Source organism: Desulforhabdus sp. TSK, assembly GCF_022836495.1.
In the GTDB taxonomy this organism is placed as follows: Bacteria; Desulfobacterota; Syntrophobacteria; order Syntrophobacterales; family Syntrophobacteraceae; genus Desulforhabdus.
On record NZ_BQXM01000013.1, the window covers coordinates 1 to 16,229 of the forward strand.

General features: G+C 49.8%; 18 protein-coding genes. All 18 read right to left on the minus strand.

Translation table 11 applies throughout. The features are described 5' to 3' along the window. Positions 1 to 158 precede the first annotated feature (158 nt). Positions 159 to 500: a DUF4351 domain-containing protein gene (locus MWC30_RS09440; protein ID WP_244083921.1), complete on the minus strand. Its 342-nt coding sequence runs from the start codon at positions 498 to 500 to the stop codon at positions 159 to 161. Between the two features lie 19 nt (positions 501 to 519). Beyond that, positions 520 to 942 carry a DUF86 domain-containing protein gene (locus MWC30_RS09445; protein ID WP_244083922.1) on the minus strand — a complete coding sequence of 141 codons (423 nt, stop codon included), beginning with the start codon at positions 940 to 942 and terminating at the stop codon, positions 520 to 522. Next, positions 932 to 1,360 (minus strand): nucleotidyltransferase domain-containing protein, encoded by a 429-nt coding sequence (locus MWC30_RS09450; protein ID WP_244083923.1) that lies wholly within the window; start codon positions 1,358 to 1,360, stop codon positions 932 to 934. The genes MWC30_RS09445 and MWC30_RS09450 overlap by 11 nt, the downstream gene beginning before the upstream one ends. 375 nt (positions 1,361 to 1,735) lie before the next feature. Further along, on the minus strand, positions 1,736 to 2,053 hold the full coding sequence (locus MWC30_RS09455) for a DUF4351 domain-containing protein (RefSeq protein ID WP_244083924.1): 318 nt from the start codon (positions 2,051 to 2,053) through the stop codon (positions 1,736 to 1,738). Next, a complete protein-coding gene (locus MWC30_RS09460) occupies positions 2,028 to 2,234 on the minus strand; it encodes a hypothetical protein (RefSeq protein ID WP_244083925.1) in 207 nt (68 codons plus the stop codon). Before MWC30_RS09460 ends, MWC30_RS09455 begins: the two co-directional genes overlap by 26 nt. Further along, positions 2,231 to 2,488 (minus strand): UPF0175 family protein, encoded by a 258-nt coding sequence (locus MWC30_RS09465; protein ID WP_244083926.1) that lies wholly within the window; start codon positions 2,486 to 2,488, stop codon positions 2,231 to 2,233. Before MWC30_RS09465 ends, MWC30_RS09460 begins: the two co-directional genes overlap by 4 nt. 244 nt (positions 2,489 to 2,732) lie before the next feature. Continuing rightward, positions 2,733 to 2,963: a hypothetical protein gene (locus tag MWC30_RS09470; RefSeq protein ID WP_244083927.1), complete on the minus strand. Its 231-nt coding sequence runs from the start codon at positions 2,961 to 2,963 to the stop codon at positions 2,733 to 2,735. Positions 2,964 to 3,441: 478 nt separating this feature from the next. Continuing rightward, entirely contained in the window at positions 3,442 to 3,579 is a 138-nt protein-coding gene (locus MWC30_RS09475) for a hypothetical protein (protein ID WP_244083928.1), read from the minus strand. Positions 3,580 to 3,946: 367 nt separating this feature from the next. Further along, on the minus strand, positions 3,947 to 4,717 hold the full coding sequence (locus tag MWC30_RS09480; protein ID WP_244083929.1) for a WecB/TagA/CpsF family glycosyltransferase: 771 nt from the start codon (positions 4,715 to 4,717) through the stop codon (positions 3,947 to 3,949). 2 nt (positions 4,718 to 4,719) lie between these two features. Continuing rightward, a complete protein-coding gene (locus tag MWC30_RS09485; protein WP_244083930.1) occupies positions 4,720 to 6,312 on the minus strand; it encodes an alginate lyase family protein in 1,593 nt (530 codons plus the stop codon). Positions 6,313 to 6,751: 439 nt separating this feature from the next. Continuing rightward, positions 6,752 to 7,216 (minus strand): DapH/DapD/GlmU-related protein, encoded by a 465-nt coding sequence (locus MWC30_RS09490; protein ID WP_244083931.1) that lies wholly within the window; start codon positions 7,214 to 7,216, stop codon positions 6,752 to 6,754. A 372-nt stretch (positions 7,217 to 7,588) separates the two neighbouring features. After that, the gene (locus tag MWC30_RS09495; protein WP_244083932.1) at positions 7,589 to 8,695 is read right to left on the minus strand and encodes a glycosyltransferase; all 1,107 of its coding nucleotides are present in this window, start codon (positions 8,693 to 8,695) and stop codon (positions 7,589 to 7,591) included. A gap of 47 nt (positions 8,696 to 8,742) precedes the next feature. Continuing rightward, positions 8,743 to 9,621: a glycosyltransferase family 2 protein gene (locus MWC30_RS09500; RefSeq protein WP_244083933.1), complete on the minus strand. Its 879-nt coding sequence runs from the start codon at positions 9,619 to 9,621 to the stop codon at positions 8,743 to 8,745. Between the two features lie 4 nt (positions 9,622 to 9,625). Continuing rightward, positions 9,626 to 10,966 (minus strand): O-antigen ligase, encoded by a 1,341-nt coding sequence (locus tag MWC30_RS09505; protein ID WP_244083934.1) that lies wholly within the window; start codon positions 10,964 to 10,966, stop codon positions 9,626 to 9,628. After that, positions 10,947 to 12,266 carry a glycosyltransferase family 4 protein gene (locus tag MWC30_RS09510; RefSeq protein WP_244083935.1) on the minus strand — a complete coding sequence of 440 codons (1,320 nt, stop codon included), beginning with the start codon at positions 12,264 to 12,266 and terminating at the stop codon, positions 10,947 to 10,949. The genes MWC30_RS09505 and MWC30_RS09510 overlap by 20 nt, the downstream gene beginning before the upstream one ends. Before the next feature lie 43 nt (positions 12,267 to 12,309). Then, positions 12,310 to 13,422, minus strand: a complete 1,113-nt coding sequence (locus tag MWC30_RS09515; protein ID WP_244083936.1) for a polysaccharide pyruvyl transferase family protein — start codon at positions 13,420 to 13,422, stop codon at positions 12,310 to 12,312. 4 nt (positions 13,423 to 13,426) lie between these two features. Beyond that, positions 13,427 to 14,563: a Coenzyme F420 hydrogenase/dehydrogenase, beta subunit C-terminal domain gene (locus MWC30_RS09520; RefSeq protein WP_244083937.1), complete on the minus strand. Its 1,137-nt coding sequence runs from the start codon at positions 14,561 to 14,563 to the stop codon at positions 13,427 to 13,429. 250 nt (positions 14,564 to 14,813) lie between these two features. Further along, a complete protein-coding gene (locus MWC30_RS09525; RefSeq protein ID WP_244083938.1) occupies positions 14,814 to 15,998 on the minus strand; it encodes a glycosyltransferase family 4 protein in 1,185 nt (394 codons plus the stop codon). Positions 15,999 to 16,229: the final 231 nt, after the last annotated feature.

Sequence of the window (16,229 nt, forward strand, 5' to 3'; positions counted from 1 at the left end):
AGATTTCTCACTGGCATTCGAAATGACATTATGAGCCGAAGTGGTGTTGTAGGGTTAATCTCCGTCAATCTGTGTAATCTGCGGATGGATGAGGATCATGGAATATTCTTTTGCCCACCCAATCCCCGGGCACTACGCGGTATATGGCCGGAACTCCCTTATTCTACCCACACATCCTGAAGTGACTTGGCTTCGAGCACCCGTTCGGCCCACTGGTCCAACTGTTCCGACGATGCAGACGCCAGGCGCTGTTCCGCCCAGTCCGGCAGTGGACCAAAACGACGGGTCAGTATCTTCTCCAGGAGGCCACATTTTCCCTCAAGCTTTCCTTCGCGCCGTCCTTCCACTTTCCCTTCGCGCTGTCCCTCCAGTCTTCCTTCGTGGTGTCCTTCGTGCCGCCCTTCCTGAAACCCCTTATCCTTTATGTATTGAGCCAACATGCCGGTCTCCTCTCTCTCCGTCACCAGGCTTATCTTTTCGATCTCATCTACCGTGAGCATCCGGAGTGCTTATGCCCCTTCACTGCTGGCCGAACCGTCCCAGGATAACCTGCATAAACTCCAGCAGATCATCGAGATTTTCTCGCGCCGCCCGGTAGACAATTTCGAGGTTCACCCTGCCGTATTCATGGACAATGAGATTTCGAAAGCCCACAGCCTGTACCATCCGTTCCGCAAGAGCCGTCGGGATGATTCCGTTTTCCTCCAGAAGGTAGAAGAGCTCATTAGTGCTTCCGGCAATACCGAACTCTTCTTCGGCGACCACGTGAGAGGCGATGTCGATGCAGCTCTGTATGGCCATCTGGAAATTGAACAGGATGCTTTCCTGCCGGTCCAGATCTTCAAGGAATACCGGAAGACCCACCTGGCGCTTTTCGACAATGCGGGCCACATGACGCCGTGCGGCGTCACTCTTTGAGGAAAGCACTCGCTTATTGACCATGATCTTTACATCCAAGATGCCGTGCCAAGCTGCGATGTGCCTGATCCATGAAAGGTGCAAAGTCTGCGAAAAGTGCGACGGTCACCATCCGGAACCGGGCCAGGGCCTCTTCGTCTTTTACATGAGCGCATTTCCCTCTGAAGAGGGCTTCCATCCTGGCCGAATACGAGGCGTCGTTGAGAATGAGAATGTGTACATCCTTACGCAGGATACGGCCGAGATCCCGATGCAGGCGATCCAGGAACAGCTTGCGGTCTACTGCGCCTGCCGGCTCAGCCAGGAGGACCGCAATGTCGACATCGCTCATGGGGCGTTGTCGTCCGTGGGCAAAAGAGCCGAACAGGTACACCGCGGCAACGGTCGTGTCCCGGGAAAAATAGGATCCGATTTTCTGCAGCAGTTCCGAGGTGGATGTCATGAAGTCTCCCGGCTTTTACTCCTTCCCGGTTTCCTGCAAGGAAAAGCGCAGCACAGATAATCCCTGCTGGCCGGTTGATTTGGCGCCAGGGCCGTATGATCGCAATTACGCTCCCGTTTCATCCGGTTACCTCTGCGCTTTTGTAGAGGCGGCGTCCTGCCGTGACAACGTATGCGGCTACCACTTCCCATCATGGCTGGACGCCGTTCCTATGCTTTTTAGAGGATAGCATCCCTGGCGTCATTTTAACACTATCCCAATACGCCAAGGTTCTTAATCTGCGGAAATCTGCATAATCTGCGGATGGAAAGGACTATGGAATATTCTTTTGGCCACCCAGTCCCCAGGCACTACGCGGCATAGGCCGGAACTCCTTTATTCTACCCACACATCCTGAAGTGACTTCGCTTCGAGCACCCGCTCGGCCCACTGGTCCAACTGTTCGGACGACGCAGATGCCAGGCGATGTTTTGCCCAGTCCGGCAGTGGACCAAAACGACGGGTCAGTATCTTCTCCAGGAGGCCACATTTTCCCTCAAGCTTTCCCTCCAGTTTTCCTTCGCGCCGTCCTTCCACTTTCCCCTCGCGTCGTCCCTCCAGTCTGCCTTCGTGGTGTCCTTCCAGTTTTCCTTCGCGCTGTCCTTCCAGTCGTCCTTCCTGAAATCCCTTATCCTTTATGTATTGAGCCAACATGGCGGTCTCCTCTCTCTCCCTGGCGGATTTCGTCGGCGCCCGGTTGACCTTGTCCCTCTTCGACCACTTCTTGCCACACAGCTTCAGGGATCAATAAACGGTCGAAGATTCGCGGCAATAAAGACAACCGACCGATGCGGGCGAGGTTGATCAAGGGTGAAGCATTGCTGACTACTTTCACTGTCGAAGGAACCCCTCAACGGCCGCTCGATCTTCGAGGTAATCCTCGATATCGTAGTGGACGGGAATCTCGCGGCTACCCAGTAACTGCTGAAAGGACCAAACCGTCATACCGGCCAGTTCACGTGCTTTACCAAACGAAAGCCTGCACTGTTGGAAAAGAGTCAACGCCAGTTCACGCTTTATGTCTGCGGGAGACATGCGCGTGGCATGCAGTACGTCTCGCGGGATCGCAATAAGCACTTCCGTCTCCATTTAAGCCTCCATATCGAAAATCTCCCTTACAAAATATATTATATCGGCTATCATGCGGCGTCGACGATCTTTTTGTGGACTGCGGAGGGCATGCGCGCCGATATTCTTTCAGGCTAATCCGCGGATGGAAAGGATCATGGAATATTCCAAGGACAAAAGCCCTTATCTTTTCGATCTCGACATCCGTGAGCATCCGGAATTCTTCTCATCCTCCACAGCGAGCATCGTTTCCGCCATTTGATGTTCAGCTTTTAACCTGGATGGTCACCTGCCGCCCCAGTTCGGCAAATTCCCGGGAAACCGTTTGGGCAAAATTTTGGATATCCGCTGATGCATGCTTTACCCTGACTTGAACCAATGCCTCATGGGGGATCAGCGAACAATAGATCACATCGACAATATCATTCCCGAATTCTTTTCTGAATATATCGTCGATGTACTGTATCAAATCATTGGAAATTGTGCTCTTTGGCATTCGATATTCCCTGTCTGCCGGCTTTCCTGATGAAAAACACCGGTTTTTGAATGTTCCCTGGTCTCTGCGCTCTCCGCGTCCTCTGCGGTGAAAATTACGCTTCGTGAGCGATAAAAATAGGAACTGACGGCCCTGATTGCAAAGAAGAAAGGTACGAAAACCGTTTCGCGGCGGGAGCTCTCTCCGCGCCCTCTGCTGTGAACGTTACAAGGCGGTGCGATCGAAGTGAGGGATGAAAGGGGGTGATTTCTAGGAGCTTGAGGGTCTTTTCTCACCGGGGAAGAAGATCGAGATGTTTTTTGAGAAAGTGGGCAGCCCGCCGGTTGTAGCTTGGGGGGTAGGTGAGCCGGAAACTCATGGCTCAAGCTTCTGGATCCGCGCCAGGTGCTCCTCCACGCTCTCTTCGATCCCCTTTCCTTCGGCGATTTTGCGCCTGGCTTGGTACAGGGCAGCCTTCAGCTAGCAAACCCGCAGCCACTTATAGGTCTCCCTCCATACCCATGACCACATAGCGATCCTTCCCCCGCACGGAAATGACCGCTTCCTCCTCCGCCGGCGGCGCATCGATGTAGTTTGCGCCTTTGGTCTTGGGTTCTGTTGCAGTGATCGTCTTCATCACCGTGCTCTTCTTGCGGGTTCAAGCGTATTGTCAATATTGCTATTCAAAATACCTTGGAGACTGTAGGAAGACAAGATCCGGCCACGTGGGTATTCGAACTCCGATTCCTGTTTTTGCATCTTCGCGCTTGGCCGAAAACAGATTTCTCCAGCATCCATAAAACAAAATACCCTTCCATTGGAATGGGGGAAGGGTAAGGGGAAAATCAGGAAGAGTGTATGCCGTTGCATGCTACTGGTTTAATGGGCGCGTAAAGTTCCTGAGGCGGCGGGCAGGGCTGCCAGGAAAGAATGGTAGATTCTTATCGTCCTTCTCTTTGTTCTGCTTCGGAGCTGGTGATGCCCAATACCTACCCTGACAATACTTACCCTGGCCCAATCCTGTTCGTGCTTCGTGTTCGATGTTCGATCTTTTTTGCCATGACCCGCAATACAAAAAAAGGTAGAATTGCCTGCCTTTTCAATCGTTTTGGCTCACTGGCCAATCGGTAAAGCCATTCCAATCCGCAGTTGCAAAAGATCTTTGGTGCTCTGCTCACATTTCCCGTCAATACATCCAGTGTTCCCCCAATGCACTGGCAGACTCGAACGTTCTCCAGTTGGCTTCCGTATCTGGCTATCCATTGCTCTTGCTTGGGTGATCCGAGAGCAAGGAACAAAATCCGCGCCCCCGAGTCGTTGATATGTTTTACCAGTGCCGGCATGCCTTCTTCGGTAATATAGCCATTGGCCCGCCCCGCGATGCGAATGCCCGGATATGCTCTTTCAAGGTTCTGCACCGCCTCTTTGTTCACATGCTCTTTTGCGCCGTAGATGTAAATGGGATAATCTCTTTTGGCACTCAAAGCACAGATGCTTTGCATGAGCTCGCAGCCGGGCACGCGCTCCAACTTGGCCCCGTAAAGGAACCGCGCGGCCAGAACCATTCCGATACCGTCCGGGATGAGCATATCTGCGGTTCGGAACGACTCATACAGCAGGGGGTCCCGGGGCACGGAAAAATTCTTTTCCGGGTTGGAAGCAAAAATCGTGTGAAGGCGATTTCCGTTTTCAAGGAATTCTTCAACCCTTGCCAGGGCGTCCGTCATCGTGACGGCATCGACCCAAATGTTTGAGATGGAATGGCGTGTTGTCATCTTTACCCTACGTATTCGGCATGCTTGAACAGCTCTTCGAAATGATCGGGGTTTGTGAATGAGATCAGTGTCGTGAATTGTGCCTTCTCTGCCGGTCCGGTAAAACGGCCATGCAGGACATGTGTCTTCTCCAGCACCCCATAGGCAGGGGAATACCATCCAAGGAGCGGTTCCGTTCGGCCGCAAGTCACCTTCAGTTTCGTTTGACATACCTTGATAAAAATCCGTTCCTCATGATTTGTCAGTGTGTACCAGCCGCATTCATTGGGGCCGACTACCTCAACATCCGGGTGAAGATGATAGTGGAGCTCGAACATATGCATTCCCTTGCCGGGGAATTTGTCCTGCACCACCATACCCCCGCCGTTCTCCGGGATGAAAAGCAACCGGATATGATGCACCGGTTGATTGAGGCGAGTATAGCCGTCGTGAGAAGCCGCCAGTCGAATGCTCCCGCAAGAGTGATTTTCATTCGACGTTTGGACTGAATACGGTCTGTCCCAGATGAAACTGGTCACCTGGCGCGCCTGATCTTGACCGTCGATCGTTACCGTGTTGTGAACTCGGGTGCCTTTGAAGTAGGCCCTGAGGACGGGGTTGCCGTTGTACCTGTAGGTGCCGGGATCGATCAGAAAGGCTCGCTTGGATCGATACAGTGTAATGGATAAGGCATCCGCATGCCCATGATTGTAAAGAGGGGGCATTCCCAGGGGCCCTTGGTCGAAAGTCAGACGGATATTGGGCGGCAGGTGGACCACCGTCATGCCCGTATCGGGAAAAACGGTACAACCCTTATGGGCCGTCGGCAAATCGGCGGATGGAGCCGGCTTCGATGGATACAGCCTGGGAGCCACGGCATACCCGTCGTCACTGTCACCGATGGGCGGCAACGGGTCGCCCAGTGCCTGTAAAAACGATTCACCTGCCAAAAGGCGGGGCTTCATTCCACTGCAGTCGTGAATTCCATTGATTTCCAGAAACTGAACGGCCAGCCAGTACAAGTCCAGAACCATGCGATGATAATTAAAGGACTGCTCAGCCGGCCCGCCGTCTGTGAGGACTTGGTGTTCACATTCTTGTTCCAGGAGCCCGATCCCGGTTTCAAGCCAGTCCCTTTCCACATGACTTTCTGAAAAGACCTGGCCGGCCATGATCAGACCCAAACTTTCCGCCACCGTGTGATTGCCAAGCGAACTGAACAACGAGAGCCTGTTTCGAATCAGCCACCCGTGTTCAAAGAGCGCCTGAAGGAGCGCGCTTCGCTCCGACGCATCCAGGTTCGGCAGTTCAAGCAGCGCCCGCAGTAGAACCGGTATCCGAAGGCCACACTCCATGGCGCAGGAATAGTGGATGCCGAAGGGAAAGGGGTTTTCCCGCAGCCAATCGAAAAGCTTTGTTTTTGCGGCATTCTGGATGGGGGATACGTGTTCTGAAAACTCGGGCTGATGCCGTGCCGCCAGGAGGGCTGTGATGTGCTGCAATCGGGCGGGCTCCCAGAGGCTGCGGATATCCGGGGCGGTATCCGAGTGCGGAGTGGCGATGGAAAGAAGGGGAGTGGTGGCGGGGGATTTTGGGCCTAAAGATATCCAATTCACTATGTCCTCGCAGATTAGATCTGGCAGTTTGATGACCTGCAAATGCGCCGAGCTTACTTTAGGAGGGGGCAAATTTCCGACACCCAACCGGTATTGCATCTTGACTGAATTCCAGGTAATCAGGGAGTGTATCCGGTGGACGACTTCAGAAAAGCAGCTAGTTTTAAATCGAGATGAAAGGATTTTAAGGGTAACTTTTATAGACATGGAAAAAAACGCATTTACTTTTTGGCGTCCTGAATTGCAGCTTTGCACAAATAGTTGCCATACCTTATCCCGTCCTTTCTCAGATTCTGGTACAGGAAAAAAGAGAAATGTTCATAGCCCACTACTGTGGATTGCGCATCCAGAACACAAATTTGTCCCGCACAACCTATCGTGATTTGGTACGTTGGGAGAAACAGAGCATTCTATCTGGCGGGATGAACAAATGTGGTCATCATGGCACTTCCTCAGTATTCCGTTTAAGCATACTGGCACCGTCACCATCGTAGTCTGTATGGTTATTGGTGATTTTTGCGGGGTTCCCCACTGCAATTGCATTCGGCGGAATATTTTTCGTTATAACAGCGCCTGCCCCTACAATTGCATGATCCCCAATCGTAATGCCCGGAAGGACAACCGCGTTTACACCGATAAACACATGATTCCCAATGGTAGTTTGACCCTCGCTTTGTTTCCCCAGCCGAGCGGAAGCATGATCATGGGAAAGGATCACACAGCCATGGGTCAGCACACAATGGTTCCCAATCATAACCTTGCCTCTGCGAAGATCGATTTTGGCACCCAGACTGATCATGCAGTCGGAACCAATTATTACCCCCCCCCCACGCAAATAAGCGACGTAAAAAAACCTGCAAAAATTTCCGACAATATGCTTAATTCGCCTGAGTACTTTTCCCATTTTTGCCCTTTTTCATACCTTCGCGCCGATGATCGTAAGTATACGACCGAATTGCAACTATACTGTGAACGGTTGAGACCTTGACTCTTGTAGGAGTGGCTTCCAGCCACGACAACAATAGCCGGCTCCCAAGAAAGTCGTGGCTGGAAGCCACTCCTACAGAGCGATCGAAAAGTTCGGCTCTCAGCCGTGCGGAGTATACAAGGATGTCCTTTACCGATTGTCGGTTTTCCGGTCCTTATGTCCTGCAGAAAAGGTCGACAAGTTTGCAGTGTCACCCATGGAAGTGGCCGCGCAATTACGGTATTGAGCATGACTATCATAAGCCCACGCATAATTTATCCCAATTTTATAGATGAAACGTGTTTTTTTTCACTGCCACGGTGGTGCAGGCCTGGGCTTGCCATGATACACACACTTGATGACTTGCTCCAAGTATTGTCCGATGGCAGGACCTTGAATACGTCTGGACCAGGCTTGAATGGTTGCCCGTTCGCACACAGTAGGCGGCTTATTGTTGAAACGCTTTTCTAAAATAGATGCAAGGTCGTTTGCATCTCCTGAGCGAAAAGTCATTCCTCGAGAGTCTCCGTCCAATAATACAGAAGAACCACAGCGGTCCGAAGCCACCACAGGGGTACCCGCCATTAGCGCTTCCGATACGACTGCCCCCCACCCCTCAATTTGGCTTGGCAAAACCAGTAGATCCGCATTCCCTATGAGAGAACGAGCCACTTCATTGCTAACAAACCCTTGCCACCTAATCTTTTGTTCAATTTTGAGATTATGGGCCAGTGCCTCCAATCTCACTCGCTCAGGACCATCACCAAGAACGCGCAACTGCCAGTGTGGATTTCTTACCTTGCTCAAGGCCATCAACAGGATATCTATATTTTTCCATGTGCGGAGAGAGCCGCAGAATACAACCTCGTGAACATCAGAAATCCTCGGTGATGGATATGCACTAGCCGGGGCAGGCTGTACTGTATAACAAAAGGGAAATACTTTCTGTAGGGGAAACCCCAGCTTGCAAAACTGTTGCCGGCCTAACTCGCCCATGGCCAGAACAAAATCGATCTTTTGTCGATATAGGCGAACCTGTCCCTTGGTGTAGAAAAACCATGGCCATGAAAGCCAGCTTTTTTTGCCAAATGGTATCGCTTCTGAAACTATGCCAAGTTTGAACGATACCCTCCGTCTGAGACGACGTATGATTGCTGCTGATCGATTATGCCGTGTGAAATTAGCAAAATGAACATCATCACAGTGACCGTCCAAGACATTCTTTTCAATTTCTTCCTGGCTCAACGCCGATTGCAGTTTCACACGTTCCGTTGTGTGGAACACAAATCCCATACAAGCGCGCTCTGCATCTATCTGCCGATCCACACACCAAATCACCTCATGCTTCAACGCCAATGCTTCCAAGATGGGGAGAAAATGCATATTCTGATAAGTTTGGTAAAAGAAAAGTCGCATATCTTTATTCCAAATAAGCTATATGGGAGTGCGACGTCAGAGTGGCGTCATCTTTGATTCCATAAATGTGGCAGAATCACGCGGAAGATGGGCTTGAAAAAATAAACCGGCCAAATTACACCGGTATGTCTCTTAACATAAACATACCATTGTTTTGGTGGCAATCCTAACGGACTGATCATATTTGCCCACCTCTTTTTTATGGGAACAGATGGATCCGTCCATGGACGCACTCGATTATTATATTCACATAGTGCAACATATCCTGGTGCCATATAAAGAGGGATACCATGTTGGCGTGCCCGCATGCCGTAATCTGTGTCCCCGAAAGCATGAGTATATTCAGAGCTCAAGTTACCCAAAACCCTGAAAATGTGTTGTGTTACAAGAACAACATTACCTTCCATCGTGTCACACTGGATCTTTTCTTTTCCAGGCGGTATGGTTTTGTCAGGAAGATGAGTTCTTGGGCTGCATCTAATTCGCCCCCCATAACTATGCCGTCCGCTCCTTGGATCACGGCAAGCCCCTATTATAATTCCATCGTGGCCTTCTTTCGCGTGGACTTCGCGCGCTGTGGCAAGCATCGTATCCAGTGCACCGGGCAGAAGAACAGTGTCATCATTCAGCCACAAATAGGCGTCATAATCCTCTTTCATCGCTTCGGCCCAGGCAAGCCTCATCCCTCCGCACCAATAAAGACTTCCGTCTCCTTGCAAAATATGCACAGCGGGGAACTGCTTACGGACGGCATCGCCCGTTCCATCGGTGCAGCCATCGTCCACCAGATACACGACAAAGCCCACGTCCTCGCGTATATTCTGAGCATAGAGCGCATGCAGGCAAGAAAGGGTCTTTTCACGCCGGTTATGGCATGTGATAAGAACGGCAATGCGATTGATGGATGATATCTTTTGCGAAATCATATTTTCAGGACTCGTAAACATGAGGTTTAGCAGCGCTGGGTATCAGCTTTGAACGGGACCGGATAATTGAGGTTCCGCGCCTGGATCGAAGTGCAGGGACTGGCCCCACAAATGCAAGACCAATAAAAATGGGATAACCCAAGAAACACTCGCCCTGGAGTACCAACAAAAGAATGCCGCAGACCAAAGCAGAAGCGCGTCTGTTACCACCAGAAAGTCGTCTGAAGGCTTGATAGACGGCAACAATCCATGTCAAAAAACCAAGGACGCCGAGTTTCGCGGTGAAGTCCGACATACCGTTGCCCATGCCCTCGGAACTCTCCATAAATGGATGGAGGGCATAGCGCGTGCTTGAGTGAAGCCCCCATCCCGTCAATGGACGTTGTTGAATGTATTCCCAGTCGAAAACAAGAGAACCCATGCGCCCTCGATACCAGCGGCCCTCGCGCCGGTCGAGCGTCTCCAATTGCGAATCGATCTTCTCTCCGAGGAACGGCAGCGTCTTGTAAGCGTAGAATGTGCTGCCAATCAAAAGTGGGAGAACTAGATAAACTCCGACAAGAATACGGAAGAGTGTTTGATTCCGGTTTTGGGTGCGCCAGTCGTAATGCAGAAGGGGGATCAAGGCCAACGCAATGTAACCTGTGGTCGAAAGCGTGGTGAGTACGCCGGCGCAGAGAATCTGCAGAGAACGGACATATTGTTTGCGCGGCGTGTCGTGCTTGACAAAGGCCAAAAAGATGAGTGCGAGGATCAGGTAACCCTGAAACGCTCCCGGCTCCCAGAACATGCCAGAGTTGCGAGGCGTAAAGTCTCTCAGGAAAGTATGCAGAAACAGGGGACGCCTGGAGATACTGGCTGTGCCCAATAATTCTGCCACACGCCAGATAATGCCCTCGACACTGATGCCCACCATCGACAAGAGGATATAGGGAATATAGAACGCAAAGCTTAGCAACGCCAGCACAACCATCGCGCGTACGAAAGTAAGTGGAAAGTTGTTCACCAAGCGAATCAGGGCATAACCAATAAAGAGCCGGACAAAAAAACCGGCCATGGTGACGAAAGGGTAGAAGGAGAAATCGATGCATTGTGCGAGCAAAATCCCCGCAAAGATAGTTCCAACGACCACAAAAACCAAAGAGAAGGGCCGTCGAGATCGCTGGATAAGAAGTAAAAAAAAGAACAGCGCCAGCAAGGCCAGTTGTGGCTCCTCTGGAATAACCCGCCCTGGTGCTGGATTGCCAGAATAAACAAGTGCCAAAAGCACGAGGGCTGTATCCTTCCAGGAAGATTGAGGGGTGGTAACTTCAAATTGAATACGATTATCGTGCTTGGCGTACAAAAGCCGGTTCCTCGTTTGAGTTGACAGTGGCCATGGCTTGGTAAATTTCCACCATCGTGTTCACAATTCTCGACACATTGTGCCTTTCTTCTGCCATACGGTGTGCCTGCATGGATAGCTTCACGGCCGTATCGTTATCCACGAACACCCGGCGGATCTGCTCAGCCAGTACGGCTTCGTCGCCCGGAGGAAAGAGCAAAGCCGATTCGCCGTCCCGGACCATGGAAGGTACGCCTCCCACGCCGGCACATACCGCCGGAGTGCCCACCAGCATCGCCTCGGCCAGAGAATTCGGACTATTCTCAATGAAAGACGGCAGAACAAACACCCTCGCCTGTAACAATTCTTCGACCATCCCTCCAGCATCGAGGTAAGGGAAAGGAACCACATGTCGTTCCAGTTTCTCTGCATGAATCAAATCCGTCAGATATCGAGCATACCCCATCTTACGGCAATTCATCCAAAGCCTCCGCCAGCCTCTGGCCTCGGGGTAGAATCGAGCCAGCGGCGTATGCACTGAAATATCCGGGAATTCATCTTTGAGCAGGGCTACGGCTTTGAGCAATACATGAAAACCCTTAAGCGGATAGGATGCTGACGAGCAGAAGATTTGATGCCGCCAGGCCCGCTGGATATCCCATTTCGTGCGATAAAATGGCTTTCGGATAATCTCATCGCAATGGAAATAGCGCGCAGAAGGATTCATGCGCCGCAAGTGGGCCTGGTCCCATAGTGTGCGGCCAATGAAGGCCGAGTTCGTGGCGAAAACTTCGCGCTCTCCTTCAGCACGGCGCCACCAAGCAACTTGCTGCTCCAGCAACCCATCCATACGAACCCAATCCCGCAATGTTCGCTTGAAAAGAAGAGCGGTCAAAGGCACTCCTCCTAGATAATGCCGGGCGCAAACGTCGATGATACCCTGGATCGACAGTACCGACGGCACACGGATGTGCCCTTTGCCGGTAAGGAGACCGTGAAACTGTTCGGTTCCGTGAATATGCATCACCTGAGGCTGGAATTCATCCAGGACGCGCTGATAGCCTGCAATGAGACTCATCGGTAATCGGTGCGCATCAATTTTGCCTTTGGGCTGGGGGACGGAATAGTAGCGTACCCCGTTAACTGAAATGCTGCTCCAGTTTTGGTCGCGCACGCTGGTTGCTACAGCTAACTCAATGCGCCGGTCGGCCACAAGAGCTTGTGCCAAGGCAGGAATCCATCCCTCGCGGGGTGAAGGTACTTGTCCCAGGGCCATTGCATGATCGGGAGTCAGGTTATTGGTTAACCAAAGAACTTTCATATAACTGTCTCTAAAGGATAGCAGAATGTATGGAATTACAGAGCTATCCATTCAATGCATGATCTAAGAAGCATTTTGACTGAGATATATATTCTCTGATTTTCTCGTTGACTTCTTTAAAGTCCAAAAAAGGTTGGTCGCGATGAAATTCAGTATCTGCCTGAATCAAACGGCTTTCCAAACCGCATATTGCCAACAAATCTCGCATTCTTGTATTCACATCCTGCTTGATACGATCAAATACATAAAATTGTTTTTCTAAAATAATGGAAAAAGCAGTTGCGTGGAATGAATTCGAAACCACTGATTCTGCACCTTTGACTAAAGAAAGAAATGTTTCTGGCCCACAATCATAAAAGTCCCTGTCGGCGCAAGGAGTCTTGCCGTAATTATTCACGGCATATATTTTCAATCGCTTCTCTTTCGCCACTCCCTTTACAAAATTTTCGATCAATGGATTACGTTCAAAATCATAGAGAAGTATATATTTCCCCTTGAAATCCTTCTGTGCCATATGCTCCCATTCAAGCTTATCCAAAAGGAAAACAGGGTCCAGCACGTGATTCCCTCTATCGATACCAAGCGATTTCAACACTTCAATGCCCGAGGTCTCTCTTACGGATATGAAATCAATGTTTTCGATCATCGATTTAACAAACTTATGATATTCAGGCAGTATTTCTTTCACGGCAAAACTGGCCGCGTATGCAATCTTTCTGCTCCCCTCCGGGGCGAAATCCAGATAAAAGGCGGGATCTCGTCCATTGTTATAAAGAGTGTTCCATATTTGATCACTGCCCGCAATATACGCATCCGCCAGGGGAGGATCCTCCTTTAATTCCTTATACGTTGCATAACGCTTGCTAGTGATACTCATGTTTTTTTTCTTGAAAGAATCAAACGGAATCTTTGCTTTACTTGCAATCAGTCGTCCTGGAAACTTCAACGCCAGGTATAGTATTTTGATGAAAGCGTTTCTATCTCGCCATCTTCCACCTAGTAGCCACAGGGCATATCGTGTCGATAGGTAATCCGGTTTGTAATCTATAATTTCAACATCATGCCCTTGTTTCTGCAAATACTTCATCAGGGCGTAGGCTTGCAAAGTTGCGCCATGGTTATATACATCATGACATGTAATCGTTTTAATTATCATTTCTCTACCATTTGGCGAGTGCAATTAGTTTATGAAAAATGCTATCGACTTTGTTCAGAAGCCTTATTTTAAAAAAGAGATATTTAAGCGGCGTATAGCGCTGAAGATTCTTCATTACATATCGCCTTCTTTGTGGAAGGAGCAACGGTCCTTTCATTTGGCCTTCACCAACAATGTGAGCTGGCTCTTCTTTTACGACACAAGCTGTTTTCAGTTCATCGATGATTTGAAGGCCTTTTTCTGTGTTGGCAAGAACTCCCGATATTCCCTCTTCATTTTCTGCGTAAGTTTCCCCCCAAAAATCCCCTATCCGAATGTCAGCTGAGCTTTGGTGTTCTTTGAATTTGCAGCTTTGATAGCAGGCCTTGTTTAAGCAGAGATTACTCAAAAAAAAGCGATGAAACAAATCGTTTTCCTTGAGCGAGGACGCCTTCTCCCTATTACCGGATTTGATAGTTATCGTATAGGAATGCCAGCCATTACGTTTGTCACGGAAATTAACGTTATCAATATTATCAAAATGAAATTCTTCCTTCTTTGCATTCAGATAGCTGTCCCACAGGAGGTAAGAGGGGACGCCATGGCAAAAAAAATCTACAAGCACATAATTGTTTTCTACGCCTTTTATTCTTAACCACTTTCGCAGGGAATCGACCTGGCAGGGAGTGCCGAAGACCACCCATTTGTCGTTTGCGGTGAGCCTGCAAAATCCAGGAGTGGTGAAGCTTTGAATATATTTGGATCCCATGGATTTTTTGAACTCGGAAATCGTACGAGCTACAAAATGTTCGGCGCGATTTTCGTGATAATTATATTCCACACCACAAGCCTTGTACCCCTTATTGATCAACAGCTTTGCAATTTCAAATCCGACCCCTCCTGACGTACACTTCCTGCGAACTCTGGCATCTTTGCTATAGGCCGCATAACCTTTTATATTTTCAGGCTCCAATCGTTTTATATCGTCTAAGTAGGAACAAACCTTCTCGCACAGCGAGCAATCTATACATCGCGTCGGTTCTGTGATCGTAGGGACATAAAAGCCTTCAGTTGATCGCTTCATCCCGATAATGTCTTTGGGACAAGCGATTACGCAGACACCACAACCATAGCAGTCATCTATTTTATGAGCTATATTCACAAGTGTCAGTCCTTACAGACCCTGGTAAAGGTATTCAATCCAGCTACTCGCTACCCCGTGTTTATAGGGTAGAAAATTTCTCATAGTGATGGTCCTCTGCGTCTGCGCCCGCTTCGTCGCCTTCCGGAGAAAAACCTTTGGTGCAGAAGGAGTATGCCACGATACAATGGGAAACGACTCATTCCCCCCCGAAACAAGCGTTACTGCCAAGCAATACAAATCGGTCAGAAACGGGACGTTTTCCCGCATATCAGGCAAGCTCCGGTTGCCGCAATCCATGCTTTAGTTTTTGAAGAAGCCACCATGCCCGCGAGCAGCGTTGCCGGTGATAAGAGGAGAGAGGGATTTTTGCCAGCGGTACGGGGGAGAAGCGGTTCGGATCGTGAGTTTTTCTCAGTTCTTCAATTAAGCTAAGATAGCTGTTCACGGTGGCTTCAGGTGTGAAATTCTCTTTCTGCTGTTGTTGCAAACGCTCCTGGATTTGCCGGTAGCGTTCAGGATTGCCCGCTAAAATCCGGATGCGTTCGGCGTAGGCTTTGGCATCCTTGCCAGGAACAAGAAGTGTGTCTGCATCCTCGCCCAAGATCCAGCGATAAGATGGGATATCGCTGGCGATGGGAACACACCCTGCCGCCATGGACTCGACCAAAGACAGCCCGAACCCTTCATAATTAGAAGGGAAAAAGCCAAATTGTCGCTTGCTTAGGAAAGTCCCGACGGTTTCGCGCGATATTGCGCCAACCAACCGAATGCAATTGCCCAATCCGAAATTCCGGATCTTGTCTTCCAGCTTATGGCGATCCGCCCCATCGCCAGCTACATCAAGGGTGAACTCAATTTTCAGTTTTTTGCAGGACTGTGCAATCTCAGGTAACATCAAAATGTTTTTATCAACATCAGTCAATCGTCCCAGATACGCCAGTTCCAAAGGTGCATGTAATCTTGGCATCTCACCCGATGTAACTATTACTGAATTTGGTATAACTTCGATTCGACTGTGCGCGTTAGCTATGTTCAGCAATCGTTGTACCTCGGGAGAAGTTCCCACTAATGCATCCACGTAGTGGCTCTCCGATTTTCCTTCAGAAATAACAGGATCATTTGTTGACCGAATTACCGATAATCGAATAGTACTGGCGGATAATGCAGGCAGGATGAGCGTTGTTTCGGTGCTGTGATTGTTGATTACGACATCATATTTAGATAGGCGATCCAGCGTGATCTCAAGCCGCCGCCTCAGCCAACGTTCACCCAGGCAGATTGCTTCCACTGGCCAGCCATCACGGCGCGCCCGCTCATAGTCGGAACCAATCTGTCCATCCGTAGACAAAATATCCGCTTCAAACCCTGCCTTTATCATGCCGCTGGCGAGAATATACGTAGAAGTTCCGACTCCGCCGAGGGGAAAGTGGCCGATGCATAGTGCAATTTTCATATTTTTAGCGCATCTTGTAAAAATGAAACAGAAAATGGAGTTTCGATACAGGGTAGATCGCCTTTATCGACACAATAACGCAAGATCCTGTGGCATTCTAAACGCCTCAATGCAATCCCTTGTCTATAGCGTGAGCGAATTGCCTGATTTTGTAGATCCAGTGTAGGATTCGTCTAGGTTATTAGGATGTTCCCCCGAGCAAAATAACCTTTTCACTATGGCGATGAGCTC

Excerpts from the sequence above, each read along its gene's own strand:
- MWC30_RS09440 (WP_244083921.1), bottom strand. The coding sequence starts at position 500 with ATGCTCACGGTAGATGAGATCGAAAAGATAAGCCTGGTGACGGAGAGA.
- MWC30_RS09445 (WP_244083922.1), bottom strand. The coding sequence starts at position 942 with ATGGTCAATAAGCGAGTGCTTTCCTCAAAGAGTGACGCCGCACGGCGT.
- MWC30_RS09450 (WP_244083923.1), bottom strand. The coding sequence starts at position 1,360 with ATGACATCCACCTCGGAACTGCTGCAGAAAATCGGATCCTATTTTTCC.
- MWC30_RS09455 (WP_244083924.1), bottom strand. The coding sequence starts at position 2,053 with ATGTTGGCTCAATACATAAAGGATAAGGGATTTCAGGAAGGACGACTG.
- MWC30_RS09465 (WP_244083926.1), bottom strand. The coding sequence starts at position 2,488 with ATGGAGACGGAAGTGCTTATTGCGATCCCGCGAGACGTACTGCATGCC.
- MWC30_RS09470 (WP_244083927.1), bottom strand. The coding sequence starts at position 2,963 with ATGCCAAAGAGCACAATTTCCAATGATTTGATACAGTACATCGACGAT.
- MWC30_RS09475 (WP_244083928.1), bottom strand. The coding sequence starts at position 3,579 with ATGAAGACGATCACTGCAACAGAACCCAAGACCAAAGGCGCAAACTAC.
- MWC30_RS09480 (WP_244083929.1), bottom strand. The coding sequence starts at position 4,717 with ATGACAACACGCCATTCCATCTCAAACATTTGGGTCGATGCCGTCACG.
- MWC30_RS09490 (WP_244083931.1), bottom strand. The coding sequence starts at position 7,216 with ATGGGAAAAGTACTCAGGCGAATTAAGCATATTGTCGGAAATTTTTGC.
- MWC30_RS09495 (WP_244083932.1), bottom strand. The coding sequence starts at position 8,695 with ATGCGACTTTTCTTTTACCAAACTTATCAGAATATGCATTTTCTCCCC.
- MWC30_RS09500 (WP_244083933.1), bottom strand. The coding sequence starts at position 9,621 with ATGATTTCGCAAAAGATATCATCCATCAATCGCATTGCCGTTCTTATC.
- MWC30_RS09510 (WP_244083935.1), bottom strand. The coding sequence starts at position 12,266 with ATGAAAGTTCTTTGGTTAACCAATAACCTGACTCCCGATCATGCAATG.
- MWC30_RS09515 (WP_244083936.1), bottom strand. The coding sequence starts at position 13,422 with ATGATAATTAAAACGATTACATGTCATGATGTATATAACCATGGCGCA.
- MWC30_RS09525 (WP_244083938.1), bottom strand. The coding sequence starts at position 15,998 with ATGAAAATTGCACTATGCATCGGCCACTTTCCCCTCGGCGGAGTCGGA.